Origin of the sequence: Xanthomonas sp. WHRI 7065 (genome assembly GCF_040203115.2) — a bacterium.
Classification (GTDB): Bacteria; Pseudomonadota; Gammaproteobacteria; order Xanthomonadales; family Xanthomonadaceae; genus Xanthomonas; species Xanthomonas arboricola.
On sequence record NZ_CP168194.1, the window covers coordinates 4,429,827 to 4,454,175 of the forward strand.

19 protein-coding genes and 1 pseudogene are annotated in these 24,349 nt (G+C 65.7%); 3 read left to right on the plus strand and 17 right to left on the minus strand.

Features of this window, described 5'->3' with window-relative positions:
• Positions 1-58 precede the first annotated feature (58 nt).
• The 3 genes from ABQY64_RS18450 to ABQY64_RS18460 all read right to left on the minus strand — a co-directional run bounded on the left by ABQY64_RS18450 (position 59) and on the right by ABQY64_RS18460 (position 2,753).
• Complete coding sequence (locus ABQY64_RS18450) at positions 59-352, minus strand: LysM peptidoglycan-binding domain-containing protein (protein ID WP_024938877.1); 294 nt, start codon at positions 350-352, stop codon at positions 59-61.
• A 102-nt stretch (positions 353-454) separates the two neighbouring features.
• Complete coding sequence (gene queF / locus ABQY64_RS18455; RefSeq protein ID WP_039518525.1) at positions 455-1,270, minus strand: NADPH-dependent 7-cyano-7-deazaguanine reductase QueF; 816 nt, start codon at positions 1,268-1,270, stop codon at positions 455-457.
• A 166-nt stretch (positions 1,271-1,436) separates the two neighbouring features.
• On the minus strand, positions 1,437-2,753 hold the full coding sequence (locus tag ABQY64_RS18460; protein WP_349780450.1) for a M20 family metallopeptidase: 1,317 nt from the start codon (positions 2,751-2,753) through the stop codon (positions 1,437-1,439).
• A 256-nt stretch (positions 2,754-3,009) separates the two neighbouring features.
• On the opposite strand from ABQY64_RS18460, the gene ABQY64_RS18465 reads away from it, so the two are divergent.
• From ABQY64_RS18465 to ABQY64_RS18475, 3 genes are all read left to right on the plus strand, one after another.
• Positions 3,010-4,251, plus strand: coding sequence for an efflux RND transporter periplasmic adaptor subunit (locus tag ABQY64_RS18465; RefSeq protein WP_024938874.1), 1,242 nt, complete (start codon positions 3,010-3,012; stop codon positions 4,249-4,251).
• Between the two features lie 93 nt (positions 4,252-4,344).
• Positions 4,345-7,593, plus strand: a complete 3,249-nt coding sequence (locus tag ABQY64_RS18470) for an efflux RND transporter permease subunit (RefSeq protein WP_349780451.1) — start codon at positions 4,345-4,347, stop codon at positions 7,591-7,593.
• Between the two features lie 133 nt (positions 7,594-7,726).
• Positions 7,727-10,867, plus strand: coding sequence for an efflux RND transporter permease subunit (locus tag ABQY64_RS18475; RefSeq protein WP_039518520.1), 3,141 nt, complete (start codon positions 7,727-7,729; stop codon positions 10,865-10,867).
• A gap of 930 nt (positions 10,868-11,797) precedes the next feature.
• Here the strand turns inward: ABQY64_RS18475 and ABQY64_RS18480 are convergent.
• The 14 genes and pseudogenes from ABQY64_RS18480 to ABQY64_RS18545 form a co-directional block, all read right to left on the minus strand.
• Positions 11,798-13,165 carry a VOC family protein gene (locus ABQY64_RS18480; protein WP_166769200.1) on the minus strand — a complete coding sequence of 456 codons (1,368 nt, stop codon included), beginning with the start codon at positions 13,163-13,165 and terminating at the stop codon, positions 11,798-11,800.
• 343 nt (positions 13,166-13,508) lie between these two features.
• Positions 13,509-13,646 (minus strand): annotated as a pseudogene (locus ABQY64_RS18485) (beta-ketoacyl-[acyl-carrier-protein] synthase II); the annotation flags it as partial.
• A gap of 124 nt (positions 13,647-13,770) precedes the next feature.
• The gene (locus tag ABQY64_RS18490; protein WP_166769201.1) at positions 13,771-14,394 is read right to left on the minus strand and encodes a hypothetical protein; all 624 of its coding nucleotides are present in this window, start codon (positions 14,392-14,394) and stop codon (positions 13,771-13,773) included.
• Positions 14,395-14,554: 160 nt separating this feature from the next.
• Positions 14,555-15,142 (minus strand): hypothetical protein, encoded by a 588-nt coding sequence (locus ABQY64_RS18495; RefSeq protein WP_349780736.1) that lies wholly within the window; start codon positions 15,140-15,142, stop codon positions 14,555-14,557.
• A 112-nt stretch (positions 15,143-15,254) separates the two neighbouring features.
• A complete protein-coding gene (locus tag ABQY64_RS18500; protein WP_065048594.1) occupies positions 15,255-16,013 on the minus strand; it encodes an HAD family hydrolase in 759 nt (252 codons plus the stop codon).
• A gap of 37 nt (positions 16,014-16,050) precedes the next feature.
• A complete protein-coding gene (locus tag ABQY64_RS18505) occupies positions 16,051-16,485 on the minus strand; it encodes an EF-hand domain-containing protein (protein WP_053045977.1) in 435 nt (144 codons plus the stop codon).
• 257 nt (positions 16,486-16,742) lie between these two features.
• A complete protein-coding gene (locus ABQY64_RS18510; protein ID WP_016903160.1) occupies positions 16,743-17,105 on the minus strand; it encodes an EF-hand domain-containing protein in 363 nt (120 codons plus the stop codon).
• A gap of 224 nt (positions 17,106-17,329) precedes the next feature.
• Entirely contained in the window at positions 17,330-17,707 is a 378-nt protein-coding gene (locus ABQY64_RS18515; protein ID WP_039522427.1) for a hypothetical protein, read from the minus strand.
• Positions 17,708-17,844: 137 nt separating this feature from the next.
• Positions 17,845-18,042 (minus strand): CPXCG motif-containing cysteine-rich protein, encoded by a 198-nt coding sequence (locus tag ABQY64_RS18520; protein ID WP_065048591.1) that lies wholly within the window; start codon positions 18,040-18,042, stop codon positions 17,845-17,847.
• 80 nt (positions 18,043-18,122) lie between these two features.
• Positions 18,123-18,773 (minus strand): M15 family metallopeptidase, encoded by a 651-nt coding sequence (locus ABQY64_RS18525; RefSeq protein WP_374151316.1) that lies wholly within the window; start codon positions 18,771-18,773, stop codon positions 18,123-18,125.
• A gap of 334 nt (positions 18,774-19,107) precedes the next feature.
• Positions 19,108-21,063, minus strand: a complete 1,956-nt coding sequence (locus ABQY64_RS18530) for an XVIPCD domain-containing protein (protein WP_104552794.1) — start codon at positions 21,061-21,063, stop codon at positions 19,108-19,110.
• Between the two features lie 166 nt (positions 21,064-21,229).
• Positions 21,230-22,012 (minus strand): hypothetical protein, encoded by a 783-nt coding sequence (locus ABQY64_RS18535; protein ID WP_039524931.1) that lies wholly within the window; start codon positions 22,010-22,012, stop codon positions 21,230-21,232.
• A 399-nt stretch (positions 22,013-22,411) separates the two neighbouring features.
• Positions 22,412-23,317, minus strand: coding sequence for a hypothetical protein (locus ABQY64_RS18540; RefSeq protein ID WP_065048587.1), 906 nt, complete (start codon positions 23,315-23,317; stop codon positions 22,412-22,414).
• A gap of 109 nt (positions 23,318-23,426) precedes the next feature.
• Entirely contained in the window at positions 23,427-24,230 is an 804-nt protein-coding gene (locus tag ABQY64_RS18545; protein ID WP_228607919.1) for an N-acetylmuramoyl-L-alanine amidase, read from the minus strand.
• Positions 24,231-24,349 lie beyond the last annotated feature (119 nt).

Consider the following 24,349-nt stretch of genomic DNA (forward strand, 5'->3'; position numbering starts at 1 on the left):
AATCTCCGGATATCAAGATAAAAAGTGGGTTTCGAAAGGTGCCAGGTGTGCGGTGCGCCTATGACTTCGGCGGCAACTGCAGGACCTGGCCGGGAAAGATCTTGTCCGGATCCTTGAGCGTTTCGCGGTTGGCTTCGAAAATCCGCGGCCACAGGTTGCCGTCGCCGTAATGGCGCTTGGCGATGCTGGACAGACTGTCGCCCGCCTGCACGGTGACCGATTCGCTGACCAGCTGCGCAGTGCTCTGCACGCTGGTACGCACGTTGGAGAAATCCGCCGCCGGCGCGACGTCGGCGGTGCTGTCGACCGAGGACGTCACGTTGGAAAAATCTGCTTTCTTGTCGACATTCATTGCCGCAATCCCTTTGCATCACGATGACTGCAGGGTGCGCGGCGCGCCGTTAAGCGTGGATCGCGCCACCGTGAAGCTGGCGCGAGCCTTGAATGGGCGCGATTACTGGCGCAGGTCGCGGAAGATCGACAGCGGTGTCGGCACGCTGGGCGAGCTGCGCAAGGGGTTGATGTCCAGCCCGCCACGGCGGGTATAGCGCGCTTCCACCACCAACCATTCGGGCGCGCAGCGGAGCAGCACGTCATGGAAGATACGCTCCACGCATTGCTCGTGAAACTCGGCGTGGTCGCGGAAACTCACCAGATAACGCAGCAGGCCTTCGCGGTCGATCGGGGCGCCGCGGTAGCGCAACGTGACGCTGGCCCAATCCGGTTGACCGGTGACCGGGCAATTGGATTTGAGCAAGGCCGAGGTCAGCACTTCTTCCACCACTGGTTGCGCGTGCGCCGCCAGATACGCGGCATTGGGCGGGCCGTAGTCGTCGATGCTGACATCCAGTGCGTCGATCGATTCGCCCTCACCCACCGCATCGATCGGCGGCAGACCGAATTCCACCGCCACGTCGGCACCGGCGCGCGTGGACAGGTCGGAGGCGATGCGCGTACGCACCGCTTCGGCGCTATTGAAGCGGGTGGCATTGAGCGAATTGAGATACAGCTTGAGCGACTTGGATTCGATCAACGACGGCGACTCGCTGGGCACGTGCAAGGTGGCGGTGGCCACGCACGGCTTGCCCTGCGCATCGAGCCAGCTGAGTTCGTAGGCATGCCAGCGGTCGCGGCCGATGAAGGGCAAGGCTCCCGTCAGGCCGATCGCCTCGCGCCCGGCCGCGCGCGGAATCGGGAACAACAGCGACGGATCGTAGCCGCTGGGATAGGCGACCTCACGACCGAGGGTGGAATCTTCTGGGGTATTCATCGCGCCATTTTAGGCCGAGCGGGCTGGCCGTGAGGTGTATAGCGGACGCTGGAGCGACCTGGCGACAGAAGCAGCGGGCCGTCCAGCGGCCCGCCACCCCACACGGTCACCAACGCTCAGCAGAAACCGCGCAACTGCACACGATTCCCGATTCCCGATTCCCGAATCAGCCAGCCTCCCCCTGATGCAGGTAATCCAGCGACACCTGCAACAGCGCGCGCAGGCCCACATCCAGCGACGATTCGTCGAGCAGGAACTGCGGCGAATGATTGCTGGGCGCGGTGGCCGGGTCGATGCCCTTGGTGGTGGAGCCGACGAAGAAGAACATCGACGGCACCTGCTGGGCGTAGAAGGAGAAATCTTCCGCGCCCATCTGCAACGGCGGCTCGTAGACATTGTCGGCGCCGACCACGGCCTGCAGGCTGGGCAGCATCCTGGCGGTCAGCGCCGGGTCGTTGACCGTGGCCGGGTTGCCGGGCTGGTCCGGCACCTGCGCCTCGACCTTGGCCCCGTGGGCGGCGGCGGTGTGCTCGGCCACCGTCTTGAGGTCGGCGAAGATCTGCTGGCGCATGGCTTCGTCGAAGGTGCGGATGGTGCCGACCATTTCCACGTCGTCGGGGATGATGTTGTAGCGGATGCCGCCCTTGATCGCACCGAAGCTCAACACCGCCGGTTGTTTGGACAGGTTGGCGCGGCGGCTGATCACGGTCTGCGCGGCACCGATCATGTCGGCGCTGGCCACGATCGGGTCGATGCCGTTCCACGGCGCCGAGCCATGCGTCTGGCGGCCGATCATCTTGATCGCAAACCGGTCCGAGGCCGCCATCAGCGGGCCGCTGCGCACCGCGATCTTGCCGGCCTGCACGCTGGAGAACACATGCAGGCCGAACACCGCCTGTGGCTTGAAGTCGGCGAACAGGCCTTCCTTGAGCATCAGCGAGGCGCCGCCCTCCTCGTTGCCGGGCGCGCCTTCTTCGGAAGGCTGGAAGATCAGCATCACTTCGCCGGGCAGCTGCTCGCGCATGCCGACCAATGCTTCGGCCACCCCGAGCAGGATCGCGGTGTGGGCGTCGTGGCCGCAGGCGTGCATCACCCCGACCTGCTCGCCGCGGTACTCGGCGGTGACCGTGGAGGCATACGGCAGGCCGGTCTGCTCCTTGACCGGCAAGGCATCCATGTCCGCGCGCAAGGCGATCTTCGGACCCGGCTTGCCGCCCTTGATGATGGCCACCACGCCGTGATGGGCGATGCCGGTACGCGGCTTGAGGCCGAGCTTGCGCAGCTGCGCGGCCACGGTGGCGGCGGTGCGCTCCTCGCGGTTGGACAGCTCTGGGTGCTGGTGGAAGTCGCGGCGCCACTGCACCAGCTTGCTCTGCAACGGCGCGGCGGCGGCCTGGACTTCGGGCCGGGGCGCGGCCTGGGCGGCGGCCAGGGTGGGCAGGGCAAGCAGCAACGCGCTGGTCAGCAGGCGGGAGTGGCGCATCAGCAATCCTCTAAAGATGGTCGCTTAATGTAGTGCAGGTGCACGCTCGGTGGGCTGCAGTGGGGCTCGATTCAGTCCCGCGGTCAACCACATCGGCCCTGACGCGTTGCCGCTGCACTGCATCTGTGAACGCTGCAGTCGTTTCGTCCGGCGGGCCGTTACTTCAGTAACGCTCAATTGCCTGATCGCAACGATATGCTTCGCACAGCCGCCCCACGGTCGCACCAGCGCCCGGCCCGCCCTCAGGAGTTGTCGCATGTCGCGTTTTTGGAAGATCACACTGCTGGTCGTAGCGGTGCTCGTCGTGGTGTTCGTCGCAATGCGGATGTTCGGTGGGGGCAACCACGGCAAGCGGGCGGATGCGCCGGACGGCAATGGCACCGAGAACAGCGGCCCGGTACCGGTCACGGTCGTGGCCGCCACCACCCAGGATGTGCCGGTCTACGCCAGCGCGCTGGGCACGGTGACCGCGCTCAACACGGTCACGGTCAGCCCGCAGGTCGGCGGCCAGCTGATGAGCCTGAATTTCAAGGAGGGCCAGGAAGTGAAGAAGGGCGAGCTGCTGGCGCAGATCGACCCGCGCACCCTGCAGGCCAGCTACGACCAGGCGCTGGCGGCCAAGCGCCAGAACCAGGCGCTGCTGGCGACCTCGCGGGTGAACTACCAGCGCTCCAACGACCCGGCCTACAAGCAGTACGTCTCGCGCACAGACCTGGATACCCAGCGTAACCAGGTGGCGCAGTACGAGGCGGCGGTGTCGGCCAACGATGCACAGATGCGCTCGGCGCAGGTGCAGTTGCAGTTCACCCGCGTGACCGCGCCGATCGACGGCATCGCCGGCATCCGCGGCGTGGACGTGGGCAATATCGTCAGCGCCAGCTCCACCATCGTCACCCTGACCCAGATCCGCCCGATCTACGTGTCCTTCAACCTGCCCGAGCGCGAGTTGCAGGCGGTGCGCAGCGGCCAGGCGGCCGCCCCACTGGACGTGGCGGCGCTGGATCGCGGCGATGCGCACGTGATCAGCGGCGATGGCAAGCTGGAGGTGATCGACAACCGCATCGCCGCCGACAGCGGCACCTTCGGTGCGCGTGCGATCTTCGCCAACACCGACAACGCCTTGTGGCCGGGCCAGTTCGTCAACGTGCGCCTGCAGCTGCGCACCATCTCCGGCGGCACCGTGGTGCCGACCCAGGCCGTGCAGCGCGGCCCGGACGGCGATTACGTCTACGTGGTCGGCAACGACAACACCGCGCAGATGCGCACCGTGGTGCAGGGCGTGGAAGTGGACGACAGCCATGTACAGGTCACCAAGGGGCTCAAGCCAGGCGAGCGTGTGGTGACCGAAGGCCAGTTCCGGCTCAAGCCGGGCAGCAAGGTCAGCGCGCTCAAGCCGGGCGAAACCCCGCCGGAGCCGACCGAGGCAGAACTCAAGGCCGCGCAGGACAAGAGCCGTGGCGGCGCCGGCGGCCGACGCAGCGGCGGCGGCCCGCGCTAACTCGCGAGCACCGGCGACGGGCCTTCCGTCGCCGGTGTGCATCGGCGCTGCGCGCGCCGGCATCGATTGACGTCTTCAGCAAGGACACCCCCCGTGGGCTTTTCGACCATCTTCATCCGCCGTCCCATCGCCACCTCGTTGTTGATGGCGGGCATCCTGCTGCTGGGCATCCTGGGCTACCGGCAATTGCCGGTCTCGGCGCTGCCGGAAATCGACGCGCCCAGCCTGGTGGTCACCACCCAGTACCCCGGCGCCAACGCGACCACCATGGCCTCGCTGGTGACCACGCCGCTGGAGCGCCAGTTCGGGCAGATCTCCGGGCTGCAGATGATGACCTCCGATTCGTCGGCAGGCCTGTCCACGATCATCCTGCAGTTCTCGATGGACCGCGACATCGACATCGCCGCGCAGGATGTGCAGGCGGCGATCCGTCAGGCCACCCTGCCCTCGTCGCTGCCGTATCAACCGGTCTACAACCGGGTCAATCCGGCCGACGCGGCGATCCTGACCCTCAAGCTCACCTCCGACTCGCTGCCGCTACGCGAGGTCAACCGCTATGCCGATGCGATCCTGGCCCAGCGCCTGTCGCAGGTGCCGGGCGTGGGCCTGGTGTCGATCGCCGGCAATGTGCGGCCTGCGGTGCGCATCCAGGTCAACCCGGCGCAGCTGTCGAACATGGGCCTGACCATGGAATCGCTGCGCAGCGCGCTGACCCAGACCAACGTCAGCGCGCCGAAGGGCTCGCTCAACGGCAAGACCCAGTCCTACAGCATCGGCACCAACGACCAGCTCACCGACGCGGCGCAGTACCGCGAGACCATCATCAGCTACAGCAATGGCCGCCCGGTGCGGCTGGCCGATGTGGCCAACGTGGTCGACGGGGTGGAGAACGACCAGCTCGCCGCCTGGGCCGACGGCAAGCCGGCGGTGCTGCTGGAAATCCGCCGCCAGCCCGGTGCCAATATCGTGCAGACGGTGGAGCAGATCCGCAGCATCCTGCCGCAGCTGCAGGCGGTGCTGCCGGCCGACGTGCACCTGGAGGTGTTCTCCGACCGCACCGAAACCATCCGCGCCTCGGTGCACGAGGTGAAGTTCACCCTGGTGCTGACCATCGCGCTGGTGGTGGCGGTGATCTTCGTGTTCCTGCGCCGGTTGTGGGCCACCATCATTCCCTCGGTGGCGGTGCCGCTGTCGCTGGCCGGTACCTTCGGGGTGATGGCGTTTGCCGGCATGTCGCTGGACAACCTGTCGCTGATGGCGCTGGTGGTGGCGACCGGGTTCGTGGTCGACGATGCGATCGTGATGATCGAGAACATCGTGCGCTACATCGAACAGGGCAAGAGCGGGCCGGAAGCGGCCGAGATCGGCGCCAAGCAGATCGGCTTCACCGTGCTATCGCTGACCGTGTCGCTGGTGGCGGTGTTCCTGCCGCTGCTGCTGATGCCGGGCGTGACCGGGCGCTTATTCCATGAGTTTGCGTGGGTGCTGTCGATTGCGGTGGTGATCTCGATGCTGGTGTCGCTGACGCTGACGCCGATGATGTGCGCCTACCTGCTCAAGCCCGACGCCCTGCCCGAAGGCGAGGACGCGCACGAACGCGCCGCGGCCGCCGGCAAGACCAACCTGTGGACGCGCACCGTGGGCACTTACGAGCGCAGCCTGGACTGGGTGCTGGCGCACCAGCCGCTGACCCTGGCGGTGGCGATCGGCGCGGTAGCGCTGACCGTGGTGCTGTACGTGGCGATCCCCAAGGGCCTGCTGCCCGAGCAGGACACCGGCCTGATCACCGGCGTGGTGCAGGCCGACCAGAACGTGGCGTTCCCGCAGATGGAGCAGCGCACCCAGGCGGTGGCCGCGGCGCTGCAGAAAGACCCCGCCGTGACCGGCGTGGCCGCCTTCATCGGTGCCGGTACCATGAACCCGACCATCAACCAGGGCCAGTTGTCGATCGTGCTGAAGACGCGCGGCGACCGCGAGGGCCTGGACGAGGTGCTGCCGCGCCTGCAAAAGGCGGTGGCCGGCATTCCCGGCGTGGCGCTGTTCCTCAAGCCCGTGCAGGACGTCACCCTGGACACCCGCGTGGCCGCCACCGAGTACCAGTATTCGATGTCGGATGTGGACAGCAGCGAGCTGGCCACCTGGGCCGGGCGCATGACCGAGGCGATGCGCAAGCTGCCCGAGCTGGCCGACGTGGACAACAACCTGGCCAACCAGGGCCGGGCGCTGGAGCTGAGTATCGATCGCGACAAGGCCAGCATGCTTGGTGTGCCGATGCAGACCATCGACGACACGCTGTACGACGCCTTCGGTCAACGCCAGATCTCCACCATCTTCACCGAGCTCAATCAGTACCGGGTGGTGCTGGAAGTGGCGCCGGAATTCCGTAGCAGCACCGCGTTGATGAACCAGCTGGCGGTGGCCAGCAACGGCAGCGGCGCGCTGACCGGCACCAATGCCACCAGCTTCGGCCAGCTGACCTCGTCCAACTCCTCCACCGCCACCGGCGTGGGCGCGCAGAACACCGGCATCGTGGTCGGCGCCGGCAGCATCATTCCGCTGGCCGCACTGGCCGAGGCCAAGGTCACCAACACGCCGTTGGTGGTCAGCCACCAGCAACAGCTGCCGGCGGTCACGATCTCGTTCAATCTGGCCCCGGGCCATTCGCTGTCGCAGGCGGTGGAAGCGATCGAGCAGGCGCGCCAGGATCTGAAGATTCCGACCCAGGTGCATGCGGCGTTCGTCGGCAAGGCGGCCGAATTCACCGGCAGCCAGACCGATATCGTGTGGCTGCTGCTGGCCTCGATCGTGGTGATCTACATCGTGCTGGGCGTGCTCTACGAGAGCTACATCCACCCGCTGACGATCATCTCCACGCTGCCGCCAGCCGGCGTCGGCGCGCTGCTGGCGCTGATGATGTGCGGGTTGAGCCTGTCGGTGGACGGCATCGTCGGCATCGTGCTGCTGATCGGCATCGTCAAGAAGAACGCGATCATGATGATCGACTTCGCCATCGACGCCCGCCGCGACGGCGCCAACGCGCACGAGGCGATCCGGCGCGCCTGCCTGCTGCGTTTCCGCCCGATCATGATGACCACCGCAGCCGCGATGCTGGGCGCGCTGCCGCTGGCGCTGGGCACCGGCATCGGCTCGGAACTGCGGCGTCCGCTCGGCATCGCCATCGTCGGCGGCCTGCTGCTGTCGCAGCTGGTGACGCTGTACACCACGCCGGTGATCTACCTGTACATGGAACGTGCCGGCGAGCGGCTACGCGATTGGCGCGCACGGCGTGCCGCCCGCCGCGACGGCGTGCCCCCGGCCTCCACCTCGGAGCGCCCGGCATGATGACCGATGGCGTCATCGCTGATCGGTCTGCCTGCCCACGGCATCGCCTTCCCGCACGCACGCATGGCAGCTGCGCTGGCTGTTGCCTTTCCCGATTCCCGAATCCCGAATCCCGATTCCCGGCAGTCACTCCATGAACATCTCCGCGCCCTTCATCAAGCGCCCGATCGGCACCGCGCTGCTGGCGATCGGTTTGTTCGTGATCGGATTGATGTGCTACCTGCGGCTGGGCGTGGCGGCGTTGCCGAACATCCAGATTCCGGTGATCTTCGTGCACGCCACGCAGTCCGGCGCCGATGCCAGCACCATGGCCTCCACCGTCACCGCACCGCTGGAACGCCACCTGGGCCAGCTGCCCGGCATCGACCGCATGCGCTCCTCCAGTTCGGAGAGCAGCAGCCTGGTGGTGCTGGTGTTCCAGAGCAATCGCAACATCGATTCGGCCGCGCAGGATGTGCAGACGGCGATCAACTCCTCGCAATCGGACCTGCCGTCCGGGCTCGGCACGCCGATCTATTCGAAAGCCAATCCGAACGACGACCCGGTCATTGCCATCGCGCTGACCTCGGACACGCAATCGGCCGATGAGCTCTACAACGTTGCCGACTCGCTGCTGGCGCAACGGCTGCGCCAGATCACCGGCATCAGTTCGGTCGATATCGCCGGCGCCTCCACACCGGCGGTCCGCGTGGATGTGGATCTGCGCGCGCTCAACGCGCTGGGCCTGACCCCGGACGATCTGCGCAATGCGGTGCGCGCGGCCAACGTCACCTCGCCGACCGGATTCCTGTCCGACGGCAACACCACCATGGCGATCGTGGCCAACGATTCGGTGTCCAAGGCCGCCGATTTCGCCCAGCTGGCGATCTCCACCCAGTCCAACGGGCGCATCGTGCGGCTGGGCGATGTGGCCACCGTCTACGACGGCCAGCAGGATGCCTATCAAGCGGCCTGGTTCGACGGCAAACCGGCGGTGGTGATGTATGCCTTCACCCGCGCCGGCGCCAACATCGTCGAAACCGTGGACCAGGTGAAGGCGCAGATTCCCGAGCTACGCGCCTACCTGCAGCCCGGCACCAAGCTGACGCCCTACTTCGACCGCACCCCGACCATCCGCGCCTCGCTGCACGAGGTGCAGGCCACGCTGATGATCAGCCTGGTGATGGTGATCCTGACCATGGCGCTGTTCCTGCGCCGCCTGGCGCCGACGTTGATCGCGGCGGTCACCGTGCCGCTGTCGCTGGCCGGCTCGGCGCTGGTGATGTACATGCTGGGCTTCACCTTGAACAACCTCAGCCTGCTGGCGCTGGTGATCGCCATTGGCTTTGTGGTCGACGATGCGATCGTGGTGATCGAAAACATCATGCGTCATCTGGACGAAGGCATGCCGCGTCTGGATGCCGCACTGGCCGGTGCGCGCGAGATCGGCTTCACCATCGTGTCGATCACTGCCTCGCTGGTGGCGGTGTTCATTCCGATGCTGTTTGCCAGCGGCATGATCGGCGCGTTCTTCCGCGAGTTCACCGTGACCCTGGTGGCGGCGATCGTGGTGTCGATGCTGGTGTCACTGACCCTGACGCCAGCGCTGTGCAGCCGCTTTCTGTCCGCGCATACCGAGCCGGAAAAACCCAGCCGTTTCGGCGCCTGGCTGGACCGCATGCACGAGCGCATGCTCGCGGTGTACACGGTGGCGCTGGATTTCTCGCTGCGGCACGCCTTGCTGCTGTCGCTGACGCCGCTGCTGTTGATCGCCGCCACCGTCTTTCTCGGCGGCGCAGTCAAGAAGGGCTCGTTCCCGGCACAGGACACCGGCCTGATCTGGGGCCGCGCCAATTCCAGCGCGACGGTGTCGTTTGCCGACATGGTCAGCCGCCAGCGCCGCATCACCGACATGCTGATGGCCGACCCGGCGGTGAAGACCGTCGGCGCGCGGCTGGGCTCCGGCCGGCAGGGTTCCAGCGCCTCGTTCAATATCGAATTGAAGAAGCGCGACGAAGGCCGCCGCGACACCACCGCGCAGGTGGTCGCACGCCTGAGCGCCAAGGCCGACCGTTACCCGGATCTGGATCTGCGCCTGCGCGCGATCCAGGACCTGCCCAGCGACGGCGGTGGCGGCACCAGCCAGGGTGCGCAGTACCGCGTTTCGCTGCAGGGCAATGACCTGGCGCAGCTGCAGGAATGGCTGCCCAAACTGCAGGCCGCGTTGAAGAAGAATCCGCGCCTGCGCGATGTCGGCACCGACGTGGATACATCCGGCCTGCGCCAGAACATCGTGATCGACCGCGCCAAGGCCGCGCGCCTGGGCATTTCGGTCGGTGCCATCGATGGCGCGCTGTATGGCGCCTTCGGCCAGCGTTCCATTTCCACCATCTATTCGGATCTCAACCAGTACAGCGTGGTGGTCAATGCACTGCCCTCGCAGACGGCAACGCCCAAGGCGCTGGACCAGGTCTTCGTGCCCAACCGCGCCGGCCTGATGGTGCCGATCACCTCCGTCGCCACCCAGGTGCCTGGGCTGGCGCCGCCGCAGATCGTCCACGAAAACCAGTACACCACGATGGATCTGAGCTACAACCTCGCACCGGGCGTGAGCACCGGCGAGGCGGACCTGATCATCAAGTCCACCGTGGAAGGCTTGCGCATGCCCGACGGCATCCGCCTCAGTGGCGACGACAGCTTCAACGTGCAACTCAGCCCCAACTCGATGGGCGTGTTGCTGCTGGCCGCGGTGCTCACCGTCTACATCGTGCTGGGCATGCTGTACGAGAGCCTGATCCATCCGGTGACCATCCTGTCGACGCTGCCGGCCGCCGGCGTCGGCGCGCTGCTGGCGTTGTTCCTCACCAACACCGAGTTGTCGGTGATCTCGATGATCGCGCTGGTATTGCTGATCGGCATCGTCAAGAAGAACGCAATCATGATGATCGACTTCGCGCTGGTGGCGCAGCGCGTGCACGGCATGGATGCGCGTGCGGCCGCACGCGAGGCCTCGATCGTGCGCTTCCGCCCGATCATGATGACCACGATGGTGGCGATCCTGGCCGCGGTGCCGCTGGCGGTCGGCCTGGGCGAAGGCTCCGAACTGCGCCGCCCGCTGGGCATTGCGATGATCGGCGGGCTGATCTTCTCGCAGAGCCTGACCCTGCTCAGCACCCCGGCGCTGTACGTGATCTTCTCCTGCCTGAGCGAACGCTGGAAGGCGCGTCGCGCACGTGCGCGTGCACGCCGGGCAGAGCGCGCGGCGGCACGGCGCCCGGCGGCGTCGGCGCACTGAAGCGATGCCGCACACGTGCCGGTCTGCACGGACCGGTGCGTGCCGGCCGGCATGGCGGTTGGCCCGCATCTTTCGCCATCGCTTGCCGCTTGCTGGCATGACGCCGGGGCGTCGCTGCTGGCAGCGTATTCAAACGCGGCATAGTGATGCGAGCTGTAAATGCACGCTCGACCTACTTGCTTTCGGCCAGAGCCCAAGTGCTTTACCGCATCCAGACGACGCTGCGATCTAGAAGCTCGGTTGCCTTGACGTGTTGGACGGCATGGATGGATCAGGGATGGATCAGTTATCGCGTGGCGGGGCTGCAGCTTGGTTACAGGGACCTTGCCCGCCTACCATCGCAGGACACGCCGCAAGTACGTCCATGTAGGCGCTTACGCGGCATCCATGCCGCGTAAGGTCCCGCGACGGTAGGCGGGCAAGGACCTGTCGAGATGGTCGGTGTCCGTGTCTGCAAGCGGGCATGGCATGCGTTGGTCGGATCAGGGTGGGTCCGATCGATCAGCTTCCCGGCACAGGCCGAGCAAGAGTCAGGCCTTCCAGCAAATAACCTGAAAAACGCAGGTAAACGCTCTTTACCCACCGACCAATTTTCTGGTGCGGTGTCCTCGCCGGTTGCGGGACCCTTGGCGGCATGGATGCCGCCAAGGAGCCTCCACGGACGGATTCACGGCGTGTCCCGCAAGCGGTGAGGACACCGCGCGCTCGACTCACTGAGCTTTTGACCTGAGCCGAAGCGCCTGACCGCGTCCAGATGCCGAGACTAGCCAAAACCTCGATTGCTTCTTTGTTCCGATGCTTCAAGGTACGCGCCATCCGAATCCGCAGCAGCGCACATTCTTGCAATGTGGACTGCGTGATCACGACACGTAATACGCGACAAAACCGGCAGACAGCAGGCGTGCAAACGTACGCGCCGCGCCGTGACCGCTACACCAGCAACGCCTGCAGCGACGCCCGCTCCAGCTGCGCGTACAACGCGCACTCATCCTGCACCTGCACGCCCAGCGCCTGTTCGAAACTGCGCTTGCTCGAATGTGCTGCATAGGCGCGTTGTTCGGCACCACCGAGATTGGACTGGAAGATGCCGGCCGCACTCACCGGCAGGAAATCTTCATAGATGATCGGATCGGCACTGAGCAGACCGAGCGCAATCGCGGTTTCTGCCGGCATTGCCGCCACCTGCGCGGGATCGGCACGTCCGGCCTCGGTCAGCGCGTAGCGGAAATAGCCCAGGCCTTCCTGACGCAGCACGGCTTCGTCGTCGGGAAATGCCGCGAACGCGGTCTGCAGCCGCGTGGCGTAATCGGTACCGGTGCTGCCCGCGCCATCGCTATCGCGTGCCTGCGCCAGCAGCGCGTCGTACAGCGCGCGGCCCTTGGGCGTCAGCGCGAGCCCGCGTTGTTCGATCTCGCCAAAGCGCGCGGTGTGCGTGCCGTGCTCGGCCTGCCCGCTGTCGCCGACAAAGCGCACCGGCTCCTCCAGTGCCTTGAAACTGGTCTGGCGCAGCAGGATCGGCACCCGACGACGCGGCGGACCTTCGATCACCGCCTTGGCATCGATTCCGGCGCGCTGCATCTGCGCCTGCGCCGCATCGATATCCAGCGTGCGTGGCGTCAGGTGGTTGATATGCGGCCCGTGGAAGCTCACCACGTCGGCGATCAGCTTGTGCGCCTCGCTCAGCGCGCGGTAGGTCGGCAGCGACACCGTCGCATCGCCGTGCCAGCGGAAGGTTTCCAGCGCTTCGGCAACGAACTGCTGCGCCTGCGCCGCCTCCAGCCCGCCGTGGCGCTCGTGCTGTTCGATCAGCTCCAGCGCGGCCGCGGTGAAGATCTGCCGCTGCTCCAGGATCTGCGCCGCCTGCGCCCGCAGCGCGGCGTCTTCGATCAGCTCCAGCCGCAGCAACGAGGTGAACACGCGGAACGGATTGGCCGATAGCGCCGCCTCGTCGATCGGGCGGAACGCGGTGGAATGCACCGGCACACCCGCCACCGACAAATCGTAATAGCCCACCGGATGCATGCCCATCACCGCAAACAGCCGCCGCAACGTGGCCAGTTCCTGCGCCGTGCCGACGCGGATGGCACCATGCCGTTCCAGATCCAGCCGCGCGCGCTCGTCGTTGCGTTGCAGGCGCGCGGCCAGGGCGGGATCGGCGCTCAGGGTGTCGGCGTTGACCTGAGCCACCAGCGTCATCAGGTCGCCGTACAACGGCACCTCGGCGCGATACATGTCCGACATCGCCTGCGCGAACAGGCTGCGGATGTGATCGGGGGAGACAAACACGGTATCGCGCATGGGCTGGTCTTGGCAGGGCCGGCCAACGCCGGCGTTGCAGCATTCTCGCCGACCGCGCCCTGCGGCGGCCAGCTGCACGGCAGCATGCCGGCGCCTGTGTTGCCGCGCAGACAGCCGCGCAGCCGATCGATCACCTCACGGCTTGCCACTGTGCGGGTTCCCACCAGGCGTAAAACGCATCGAGTGGCGGCTGGCGATCCGTGGCGAGCAGTCGTCCGCTGGATGCGGATGGTGGGCAAGCTCGGAACCGTAGCGCATGGCGTGGTCCATGTCGGTCCTAAGCCGACTGCGCCCGTGCGGCCGGGAGCGCAGTCATCTTGTGGGTCGCTCCGAGGATGGCCAACAAGCGAGAGAGGCCGCCAGCCCCGCCCAGGCTCAGGCCGACCTGGCGCGCATCGAACGGCTGGCACGGCTCCGGTGCCACTACCTGCAGCGAGTTGACGCCGAATAGCACGCTGCCGCACCGGTAGCCGACACCACCTTGAGCCGGCAGCCACCGGATCTGCGTGGACGGCGCGCAGGAAACGCAGCGTGCGAGTGGTACACGCCGGTTCCTAGTACCGCCGCACCCGCCGGGTGGCTACGCCGCCGGTTTGCCAGCCACTTTAAAGCCCGGCCTGCGCCGCTGCCTCGGCCGCCTCGCTGGCCTGGCGCGCGGCTTCCAGCCGTTGCGCGTGATCGCCGAGCTGGCGTCGCAGCAGCGCGTCCAGGGTGATCGGACGTTCCCAGCGGTCGTAACTGGCGACGATGGCGTGCCGCAGCGCGCGCATATGCACGGTCTCCGGCGTGACCGACAGCCGCGTGATCACGCCCTCCCAGCCGTCATGATGGTCACGGCTGTAGGCGCGTACCGTGTCGCGGCAGGACAACTGCAGCGTCTGCGCCCAGAAACAGGCGAAATAGATGTCGCCGGCGTGCCAGCCATGCACCTGCAACAATGCCTGCACATAACCGCGCGGGGTGCCGGTGTAGCGCGCAACTTCGCCGATGAAACTGTCCGGGTAGCGCTGCGCGTAGCTGCCCATGTCGGCCAGATGCTGGTCCACCCAGGCATCGCCGGTGCCCGGCGTCACTGCCGGCGCAGCAGCCGGTGCCGCAGCGGCAGGCGCGGATGCTTGCGCAGGCGATGTTTGCGCAACTGCCAGCATCGGCAGCAGCAGCGCACTCATCAGCGGCAGGGATCGCAACAGCGAGGTAAGCAGTGAAGGCATGCGCCGATGATGCCGCATGCCCGTGTCGCTGTCAGGCCGAGCGCTTGCGCCACCGACACAGGCGGCGCGCCGTCAGCGCGCCAGCCGTATGGGATGCCCCGAGTCGGAACGGATGCATGACACCGGACCGCCACGAGCATTCGCATGTCTGGCGCGCGCACAGCCGCGCCGGCCGCGCTCAGCGTAGATCGTAAAAGCCGCCGTAGTGCACTTCGCGGCAGCCGCTGAGATCGCAGGCACCCACATAGCCCGGGCCGATGTAACGCTGACGCGCATCGCGATTGTGCGGGCTGCTGTATGGGTCCGGGCCGTACAGACCATTGCCGTAATAGATCTGGCCGTACGGGCGGTTGCGCGACGCGCCTAGCCGCAGCCCGGCGCCATACCCGAGGTATCCGCGGGCGTCGCCGCCATAGGGGCCGTAGCGCTCGCCCGAATACCCGTCGGCAGCAAATACGCTGCTGCGCTCACGCCGGTCCGGCCGGGTCTGCAAGGTCGCGATGCTCTGGCCCTGGGCGTCCACATAGCCCTGCTCGCGGTCGAAGCGCACCATGCGGAAATACACCAGCTCTCCCGCGTCCCGACGCGTACGCAGGCGTACATAGTTGCCGCCATCGTCGTAGTAAGGCTGACCGTCGCGAAAGATCACTTCGCTCGGGTTGATGACTTCTTCTTCGAGCTCGGCAGCCGTCAGTGACGGCGCGCCGCCTGACAGACCCAGCAATACGGCCAGGCTGACACGGCAGGTAAACGACAACATGCGCATCGGTGATCCCTCCTAGTCGGCCAGGCACCCACGCCTGACCGGAAACGTCCTGTTGCTGGGCGCCGCCGGTTGCGCCGGCAGATCCAGGTCGCGGCGCTGGCCGCGACGGAGCTCAGCTTAGCGCGTGCTGCCGGGCCACTGCATCCAGCGCATGCACTGCGGCCGGCCAGCCGGCGGCGTCGGGCACTTCGCGCATGCGCGGCTCGTCGGCGGCCACGCCATGCTCCTGCTCGTGCGCCCAGGTCACCGCGTACGGGGTGTAGATTCCCCAGCCGCCGATGGCCAGCACCGGCTCCACGTCCGAGCGCAAGGAATTGCCGATCATCACAAAGCGCTGCGCCGGCAGGTCGAACTCGGCCAGCACGCGCGCATAGGTCTGGGGATCCTTTTCGGACACCACCTCCACGCGCGGAAACAGATCGGCCAGGCCGGATTGTTCGATCTTCTGCTCCTGGTGGAACAGGTCGCCCTTGGTGATCAGCACCACCGCATAGTCGGCTGCAATCGCACTAACCGCCTCGCGCACGCCGGCAATCACCTCCACCGGGTGCTGCAGCGTGGCGCGGCCGATCTCGACGATGCGCTGGATGTCGCGTGCGGCAATGCGCGCCTGCGTCAGTTCGATCGCCGTCTCGATCATCGACAGCGTCATGCCCTTGGCGCCGTAGCCGAATACTTTTAGATTGCGCCGCTCCACCGCCAGCAGGTGCTGCTGCATGCGGGTATCGCCCAGATCCAGGTAATCGGCCAGGATCGCTTCGAAATCCGCTTCGGCAGTGCGGTAATAGTCCTCGCTTTTCCAGAGGGTATCGTCGCCGTCGAAGCCGACCAGTTGGATCGCCTGGCCGTCGCGCTGTGCAAAAGAGGTCATCGCGCCAGTTTAGCAGCGCACTGGAGCGCTGCCGCGGTCAATCCCCCGCGGCGTCGCCTGGACCGGGCTGGTAGCTGGCGAATTCGTCGCGCGACAGGCGCCCATCGCCATTGCTGTCGAAGCCGGCAAAATTCTCGCGCAGGACGGGGTCGGCGCCGGCTTCGGCCACGGTCAATGAGCCGTCGGCGTCGCTGTCCAGGCTGCGGAAGGTCCGTGGCGCCAACGTGCCGGCCTGCGGCGCCAGTGCGGCCTCCGCACCGCCTTTGGCAGCCGATGGCGCTGCAGCGTCGGCCGGCAGCAAGGGCGTGGTGGCAGGCGGTGGTGGGTCGATCGGCAACGGCGCCATTGTCGGTGTTGCCGGCCCTGTGGTGGAGGTCGCACGCGACGGGTTGGCCGGCGGCAACTCCGGCGGCGCCGCGAGCGCCCACAGTGGACTCGACAGGCCGACCAGCATGGCGATACGCAGCAGCATGAAAGTGTGCCGAAGGGACGAGCGGGCAAATCTAGCGCGGCGCACGTAAAGAAAACGGGAGCGACCCTGGCAGATCGCTCCCGCGTGTCCATCCTGTTACGTGGTCATGCTGCTACTTGCCGATCACGGGCATCCACGAAGCGATGCCACGGATCAAACGACAACAACCGCTCAAATGACTGCAATTGCGAAAGCTGCCTCCTGATGTCGAAAAAAACACGTCAGCAAACGAACTCACTACCTTGCGACCTACTACCTCAGTTGCCTTGCGACCCACTTCCCGCTGCGCCGCCCTGCTGCTTGGCGACAAACGCCTTGTATTCGTCCGGGGTCAGCTTGCCGTTCTTGTCGGAATCGGCGTCATTGAAGATCTGCGCGAGCCCGGCATTGACCTGGGCTTCCTGTGTGCTGATGGCGCCGTCGCTGTCGGTGTCGACGCTCGCCCAGGTCTGGCCGCCGCCGGACTGCGCAGGCTGTGCCGCAGTGGTGGCAGAGCTTCCCGACTGGGCCGACGTCGCGGCGGCATCCTGCTGCGTACTCTGCGCCATGGCCGGCAGCGCCAGGGCGGCGGCAAGAGCGGCGGTGGCGGCGAGCAGCGAGGTGCGGTTGCGATTCTTCATTGGGTGGTCTCCTTGGCTTGGGAATGCGCGGTGTCGCCGCACATGGCCCCACCTTACCCAGCCCGAATGAACGCAAAACCCGCCGCAATTTCACGCAAAACATCCTCTTAACCACGCGTCGGACGTTTGCGCCTAGCCATCTGTTAGACATCGGTGAGCCAAACAGAAGCAGCTCATTCAATGCATCGAAATATGCGAACCGTGCCGCATTTCATAACGTAAATTTACGCATTCGGTGCCTCGTCATCCCAGCTTCCGGAGCTGAACAGTTTCCAACCCAGCACCACACCGGCGATCGCCCCGGCCACTTCCAGGATCACCCGCGATCCCAATTCGTTGGGATCGTGGATCTTGGCCAATGCCAGGCGCGCATACAGCGGCGACTCCAGCCGCACGATGCTGGTGTAGACGAGATTCCAGATGTCGTAGCCGCCGCCGATGGCGACCGCGAGCAGACAGGCGATGCCCAGCGTGTGCCCGTGGGTGAAGTGCAGACGCCGGCCGATATGCTCGACCCCAGCGAAGACCAGCACACCCAGCACCAACGCAATCAGGCCAGCCTCCAGCGAACCGAGCAGACCGAAGTGCAGAGGCAGATTCATCGTGACGATCCAGGCAGCAGGCGCATCAGTCTAGCGGTTGCGGGTGATGGATCCCGGCCCAAGCAGCAAGCGCGAGCGCTTACGCGAACGCGGACCGGCCGGGCGCTACGAGTGCCCGATGCTGCGGCGCGCCGCGCTCACGCATCGTCCTGGCCGCGCGCACTCACCTGCGCCTCGCCTTCTTCATCCCATTGCACGCTGACCGAGATCGGCTTGCAGCACACCTGACAATCTTCGATGTAATGCTGGTCGCCGCCGGTCAGATCCAGCGTTAGGGTGATCCACTCCCCGCAATACGGGCAGGCGATATCGGTAAAGCGTTCCGGGTCGGACATGACAATTCCTTGCAGCGGTTTGGGGTGATGCACAACATGGACAGCACGGTGGCCGGAGTCACCGCCTGCGGCACGGTTGCTCAGTTGACCGGCACATCGAACGCGGTATCCGGCATCGGCTCGGGGCGGAAGGTGAAATGCCACCACTCCATCGGGTAGTTGGCAAATCCCTCCGCCGCCATGGCACGCAACAGCTGCTGGCGGTGGGCACGCTGGGCGGGGCTGATATCGCGCGCATCGGTATGCGCACGCGCATCGAAGAAATCGAAGTCGGTGCCCATCGCCACCGGCTGGCATGGACCCTGCCGGCAATCGAGCAGGCCCAGGTCCAGCGTTGCGCCACGGCTATGCCCCGAAGTCTCGGCAATGTAGTTGCCCAGCAGCGCGCGCTTGTCCACACGCGGGTAGTACTGCGCCTTGGTCGACTGATCCTGCAGATCCGCAGCCCAGGCCACGAAGGCCTGCACCGCCCGCGCCGGCCGGTAGCAGTCGAACACCTGCAGTCGATATCCCTGGGCCTTGAGCGACCGCGCCACCCGTGCCAGGGCCTCCGCCGCCGGACGCAACAGATAGCACGTGGGCGCCTCATACCCCGGCACCACGTGCCCGGTGAAGTTGTTGCTGCCCGCATAACGCATGTCCACCGCAATCTCCGGCGCAAGGCCCTGCACATTGACCAGACCGGCTTGTGCGGCGGTTGTTGCCGGCGAGAGGATGGGAGCCGCTTGCACGTTGAGGCCTGCGCACAGAAGAACCAGCGCAGACACCTGCCACCCGATGCGCTGCAGGGTGCATGCGACGTGGTGCCATACGAGATTTACCGGGGATCGTGCTTGCGTCATGCGCCAAGCATAAGCCACCACAAGCAAGCTGCCTGCACAGAAGCGCTCGAACAGGCAAAGCACTTGGATCGCTTGACGAACAACGGCTCGGGACGGACAGACCGGATCGCTGCGCTCGCCGTCTACACATCGACGCACTATCCCCCCCTGTGCAATCGCCAGTCCGGTCGAATGCCGGACTGGCGATTGCTGTCGCACAGATTCGTAACCTGATGAGAGGTGCCTAGCGTGCAGGACCCGACTGCGTCTGCGCGGCCTGCGTGCGCTGCTGATCCTCCTGGTTCTGCCGCTGCGTCTCGGCTGTGAGCTGTTGCTGACTCTGCTCCAGCGGCACCGATGCGGCCTGCTGCTTGTCCACGTAGGCACGATTCACATCGAGTGGGTTGTTGGGATTGCGCTCCACCGCAATCAACCCCTTGCCATTGGTGCTCGGCACCAACTCGTCGATACGCGACATCCCACTGACCTTGGCTTCGAATGCGATTTGGCCAGCGGCGCGCTGCATTTCGTCGCGGCTATTGAAGCCGCCGTTCGGCCCATGCTTCTGAAGATGGTCCATTGCCTGCTTGAGCAACGGATCCACTGGACGTTGCGCTTCGACAGCGGCGGAAGCGGGGAACTTGGCCTCGCCACTATTCTTGGCCTGGCCCTGTTGCTTGCCGAGTGCTTCGAGCGTGGCCTTATCGGCAATACCCGTCGGATCCATGCCCTTCTCGCGCTGCAGGTTTGCCACCACTTCCTTGGTCTTGTCGCCGTAATAGCCGGTACCGGACAGCAACTTGCCGCTGTTGTCCTTTATCCCGAGTTCGATCAGGGCCTGCTGCATTGCCTTTACATCCGCACCTTGCTCGCCCGGTCGCAACGATGTGCGCGTTGGATGGTCCTGATGCTGCGACTGTGTCTGTTGCCTGTCCTGCAGCAGGTCGCGCGCCTTGGCGAATGGATCGGACGCAAACAACCTGGCGTTCTGGTTGTCGGCCAGATACTTGTCCAAAGGCATCGTATTGACGCCCTTTGTGCCGCTGGACTGGCTGACCTGCAGCTCGCCGCTCTTGGGGTCGCGCACCACCATCAGGATGTGATCGATGCCCTTCCAGTGGTCATGCCCCGAATTCCGGCTGGCATCCACGCCAATGACCATGCCTTCCTTCAGCGCACCGGGCTTGAATACGTCCTGGCCTTGTAGCAACACGCCGGAATTGTCGAATGCCTTCTTGACGATGCCACCGGAGCCAGTCATTCCTTGCACCAGCATGTCCTGGCGGCCGAACACGTCGCGGCCGGCCTTCTGATTGATCTCCCGCATGGTGGCGTTCTGCAACTCAGAGACCCAGCCGGAGCAGTCGATGTAGCCCTGTTCCAGGTGCTTGCCGTCCACGCCGGGATGGTAGAGCCTGTGGCCCTCGATATTGATCGCGTACTTCACATCGTCGTACTTGACGCCCATCTCATACGCGGCGGTGAGCTTGATTGCGTCTTGACCGCCCTGCCCGGCCGCAGCAGCCGGATGCGACTGCACGCGGGCCGGCGCAGCCGGCTGTTGGGACTGGCCCTCGGCAACTGGCTTGATGCCCTTTTCCGGGATGGCGATATGGTCGAACTTGGTGTCCCAGTACTTCAGAAAGGTCTTGGCCATGTCCTGATCGGACATCTTCTTGAACTCGGCCAGCGAGCTGCCGGTGTAAGCCTCGAACTGTTTGGCACCGGCCGCATCCTTTTCGCGCGGCACATTGTTGATGATGTTCGCGCGCGTGTCTCCGCGCGCGAAGCTGCCGTCGGCAACCGCCTTCTGGATCGACCGATAGCCGGCAGCGCCCTGCTGGTGCGCCATGTACATATCCAGCCCATCGGGCTGCGGCTTGCCGGACAGGTACGGACGATTGTCTTTATCGTGCTGGCGGGTCAGTGACCTCGCATTGTCCTGATATAACCGCGCCGCGGCATCGGTATTGGCCACCGCATCCAGTTCACGGCCGTTGATGCCGTAGGCCGCGGCGGTACCAGGAGTGAACTGGAACAAGCCCTTGGCGCTGTTCGGGCCACGGCTGGCCTGCTCATCGAACCTGCCGCCGGTTTCGACATAGGCGAAACGCATGAAATCGTCGACTGGAATGTGGCGTTCCCTGGCCTCACGCTCGATGATGTCGAGGTTCTCGGCCTTCGTGTAGTCGCGTGCCATCTCGTGTTACTCCTTGAGGTTGATATACGGCGCTGGGCGCCGACAAGGTCAACCGAGCTCATCCATGAGCTAATTGGTGTGCGGTCAACAAGACTGTTCGGTGTTGCAAGTCGCGGGTTCTTGCTGCTGCCGACGCGTCGCTCCGTGGAGCGGCGCACCGACCGATTCACTGGACTTCTTTCGGCAGGTACTGGCCGCTCGCCTGGTCGTATACATAGACCACCGCATCGGATGCATCGAGCATGCGCACCTGGCCAGGGCCGGAAATAACCGTGCCCTGCAACGCCACGTGCATGGCCGGCATCCGCTCGCCGGGCACCGGCTGGAAGCTCAGCGTGCCGCGGCTGGAGACGTGCGGAACGCTACCCTCTTCGTCGCTGCTGAGCTCGTTGTCTTCGCCGGCTGCAAGCGTTCCCCGGTAGACCCAGCCCTGGTAGTCGCCCAGGTCGTTCTTGTCCGGATCGAAGGTAAATAGCGCAAAGCCGAAGCTGGTGACGCCATTGCCGAAACTGGAGATGGGCACTGCCAACAGCAGGTGACCGTTGTCCAGGAGGTGCCGCTGCGGCTTGCGCGTTTCGTCGACCGCGTCGGCGCGCTCGTCGCCGCCGAAACGGCCGACGTACTGTTGCGCGTGGAATAGCCTCCACGGCCGCTCGCTGTCCGGCGCGGTCAGCAGAAACGTGGCCTGGCTGATCGACACGCCTTCGCCCGGATCCGGAAAGGTCTCGGCTTCGTCATTGCCGTACTTGTTGGGCGTGGCGTAGGCGAAACCGGTGTAGTAGTGCTTGCCGTCCAGATCGAAGTGCTGGCCGTGCCAGAAACTGGCAACAGCACCGTTGTCGATCTCGTACGAGAGCGCGCCGTCCCCATCCATCCCGTAAATCAGGTACAGCACGCTGCCCGGGTAGGGCGGTGCCACAGGGACGGCAACTTGAGTGTCGTTGGACATGTGCAGAACATCCTGTATGTATTGAAGAAGCCGGAAACACAACCGCAATCCCGACACGCCATGCCGCGTTATCCGGAAAGCCGCCCTGCTACGCATCACGGACATGGCCCGACCCGCAGAGACGCAGCTGTCGCAGACGCGGCTTCGGACAGAAAACGGTGAGTGCGATCCGGCCCCAAGGCAGGGGCGGTGATGGCGATTCGCGCATGGCAAACCGCAAACCGGCGATCCACTCCGGCATTTCGGGCGAGTGCAGCATCCATTGCCGCTCGCGAATGACTCGCCTGATCATCAGGCCCCGTGGGCGAATCTTATCCAGTTCCCGCGCCCGAAACCAGCCGGCTCTGCCGGCCAGTCCGCGTCGCGTGCCGGCCCACAACAGACCGGCAGCAGGCAGGCTCAGCGATCCAGCGGCGGCGTGTACTGGTGCTTGGCGGCGTCGTAGGTATAGGTGACCACGTCGGCGCCGCCGAGGCTGCGGACCTTGCCAGGGCCCGCAATGGCGGTGCCACTCATGGCCACACGCAGGGTCGGCATCGATCCACTGCCGGGTTCGAAGCTCAGCGTGCCGGTACTGGACGCGCACTTCATGGTGCCCTCATCGTCGCAGGCCGCGCTGTTGTCTTCGCCGGTGGCCACGGTGCCCAGGTAAACCCAGCCCTTGTAGTCACCCATGTCGTTCTTGTTCGGATCGAAGGAAAACAGCGCAAAACCCAAGCTACTGATGCCGTTGGCGAAGCGCGTGGTCGGCAGCGCAAGCAGCAGGTGGCCATCCTTGGTCTCGGTTCGCTGCGGCTTGCGCGTCTGGTCCAGCGTGTCGGCCTTCTCGTTGCCGCCGAAATCGCCGGCCCACTGCTGCGCATGGAACAGCACCCATGCCGGTTTGCCACCGGCATCGTCGAGCACATAGGTCGCCTGGCTGATGCTGACGCCGACGGCAGGGTCCGGAGAGTCCTCTTCCTCGGATTTGCCGTACTTGCCGGGGCCCGCGTTGGCGAAGCCGGTGTAGTACTGCTTGCCGCCAAGGTCGAAGCGGTAGCCGTACCAGAAGCTGGCCAAGGCGCCGTTGTCGATGGTGTACGACTCCGATCCGTCACCCTTCATCCCATAGATATCGGCAAGCACGTGCCCGGGCGCCGGCACCTCGGCGTCGACCGTTGCAGGACTCGCCGCCGCTGGCGCAGCAGCAGGAGCGCTCTGCGAGGGCGGTGCCTGCACGTCTCCGGGCGTTGCGTCGGGTGTCTTGGTGCAGCCGCCGACCATCAGGATCGTGGCGGCCCACAGGGCAGTCTTTCCTAGCCTCATCACACGACATCCTTCAAGAGTTTGGGCGAGCGGATGCTACCAAGAATGTGGTCGGGATCCAGTCCACGCAGCGTTCGTCAGGGCGACGGAAAACGAGCAGGCTGGATCGCTACGGCGCATCCGGTTCGATGGGCACCGACGGAAGCTGCAATTGCCGCAGTGCTGGTCGGGTCAACGCATGCAGGATGCGCAAATCCTCGGCATCCAGCGTGCGGGCGTCGCTGCCGCGGTAGTGATGATGAAACGCCTGCAGCGTGGCGGCGGGATCGTCGAGGCTGTAGCCGAGCAGGGCCAGCGCCTGCCAGGGATCGAAGCCTGCCGGCGCGGCGGAGGCATCGGCGGCAGGCCAGCGGCCGAAGCCGGCGTCGGCCAGGCGCCTCCACGGAAACAGCGGGCCGGGATCGTTCTTGCGGGTCGGGGCCACGTCTTCATGGCCAACGATCTGCGTGCGCGGGATGCGCAAGCGGGTGCATAGGTCGTCCAGCAACACCAGCAGGCTGTCGATCTGGGCGGGCGCGAACGGCTCGCTGCCGTCGTTGTCCAGTTCGATGCCGATCGAGGCGGAATTGATGTCGGTGATGGTGCCCCAGCGCCCAGCGCCGCCATGCCAGGCGCGCTGGTCGTCGCCGACCAGTTGATAGCGCGCGCCATCCTCGCCGATCAGATAGTGCGCACTGACCCGGCCGCCGCTATTGCGCCCGCGCAGCGTGCCCAGGCTCTGCGGCACCGATTGCTGGTCGGTGAAGTGCAGCACGATCAGGATCGGCCGCCGCGTGTCGTAATTGGGCGAGGGTACCCACCGGGCCAGCGGGTTGCGCTGCGGCGCATGCGCGCACGCACCCAAGGACAGCACCACCAGGCACAGCGCGGCGCGTAGCCAGGGCGATGGCGACAGCGTGGGAGCAGATGACATCGGATTCTCCTGGCGAAACGGCAAGGGCTTGCGCTGCACCAACCCCCTGATGGGCCGCGCAGGCGATGCACCCATTATCTGCCGTGCGGGGCGATGGCGTGCAGCACGCGGCTGCGGCC

Coding starts and splice junctions, on each gene's coding strand:
- ABQY64_RS18450 (WP_024938877.1), bottom strand. CDS start 352: ATGAATGTCGACAAGAAAGCAGATTTTTCCAACGTGACGTCCTCGGTC.
- queF (WP_039518525.1), bottom strand. CDS start 1,270: ATGAATACCCCAGAAGATTCCACCCTCGGTCGTGAGGTCGCCTATCCC.
- ABQY64_RS18460 (WP_349780450.1), bottom strand. CDS start 2,753: ATGCGCCACTCCCGCCTGCTGACCAGCGCGTTGCTGCTTGCCCTGCCC.
- ABQY64_RS18465 (WP_024938874.1), top strand. CDS start 3,010: ATGTCGCGTTTTTGGAAGATCACACTGCTGGTCGTAGCGGTGCTCGTC.
- ABQY64_RS18475 (WP_039518520.1), top strand. CDS start 7,727: ATGAACATCTCCGCGCCCTTCATCAAGCGCCCGATCGGCACCGCGCTG.
- ABQY64_RS18480 (WP_166769200.1), bottom strand. CDS start 13,165: ATGCGCGATACCGTGTTTGTCTCCCCCGATCACATCCGCAGCCTGTTC.
- ABQY64_RS18490 (WP_166769201.1), bottom strand. CDS start 14,394: ATGCGGCATCATCGGCGCATGCCTTCACTGCTTACCTCGCTGTTGCGA.
- ABQY64_RS18495 (WP_349780736.1), bottom strand. CDS start 15,142: ATGCGCATGTTGTCGTTTACCTGCCGTGTCAGCCTGGCCGTATTGCTG.
- ABQY64_RS18500 (WP_065048594.1), bottom strand. CDS start 16,013: ATGACCTCTTTTGCACAGCGCGACGGCCAGGCGATCCAACTGGTCGGC.
- ABQY64_RS18505 (WP_053045977.1), bottom strand. CDS start 16,485: ATGCTGCTGCGTATCGCCATGCTGGTCGGCCTGTCGAGTCCACTGTGG.
- ABQY64_RS18510 (WP_016903160.1), bottom strand. CDS start 17,105: ATGAAGAATCGCAACCGCACCTCGCTGCTCGCCGCCACCGCCGCTCTT.
- ABQY64_RS18515 (WP_039522427.1), bottom strand. CDS start 17,707: ATGAATCTGCCTCTGCACTTCGGTCTGCTCGGTTCGCTGGAGGCTGGC.
- ABQY64_RS18520 (WP_065048591.1), bottom strand. CDS start 18,042: ATGTCCGACCCGGAACGCTTTACCGATATCGCCTGCCCGTATTGCGGG.
- ABQY64_RS18530 (WP_104552794.1), bottom strand. CDS start 21,063: ATGGCACGCGACTACACGAAGGCCGAGAACCTCGACATCATCGAGCGT.
- ABQY64_RS18535 (WP_039524931.1), bottom strand. CDS start 22,012: ATGTCCAACGACACTCAAGTTGCCGTCCCTGTGGCACCGCCCTACCCG.
- ABQY64_RS18540 (WP_065048587.1), bottom strand. CDS start 23,317: ATGAGGCTAGGAAAGACTGCCCTGTGGGCCGCCACGATCCTGATGGTC.
- ABQY64_RS18545 (WP_228607919.1), bottom strand. CDS start 24,230: ATGTCATCTGCTCCCACGCTGTCGCCATCGCCCTGGCTACGCGCCGCG.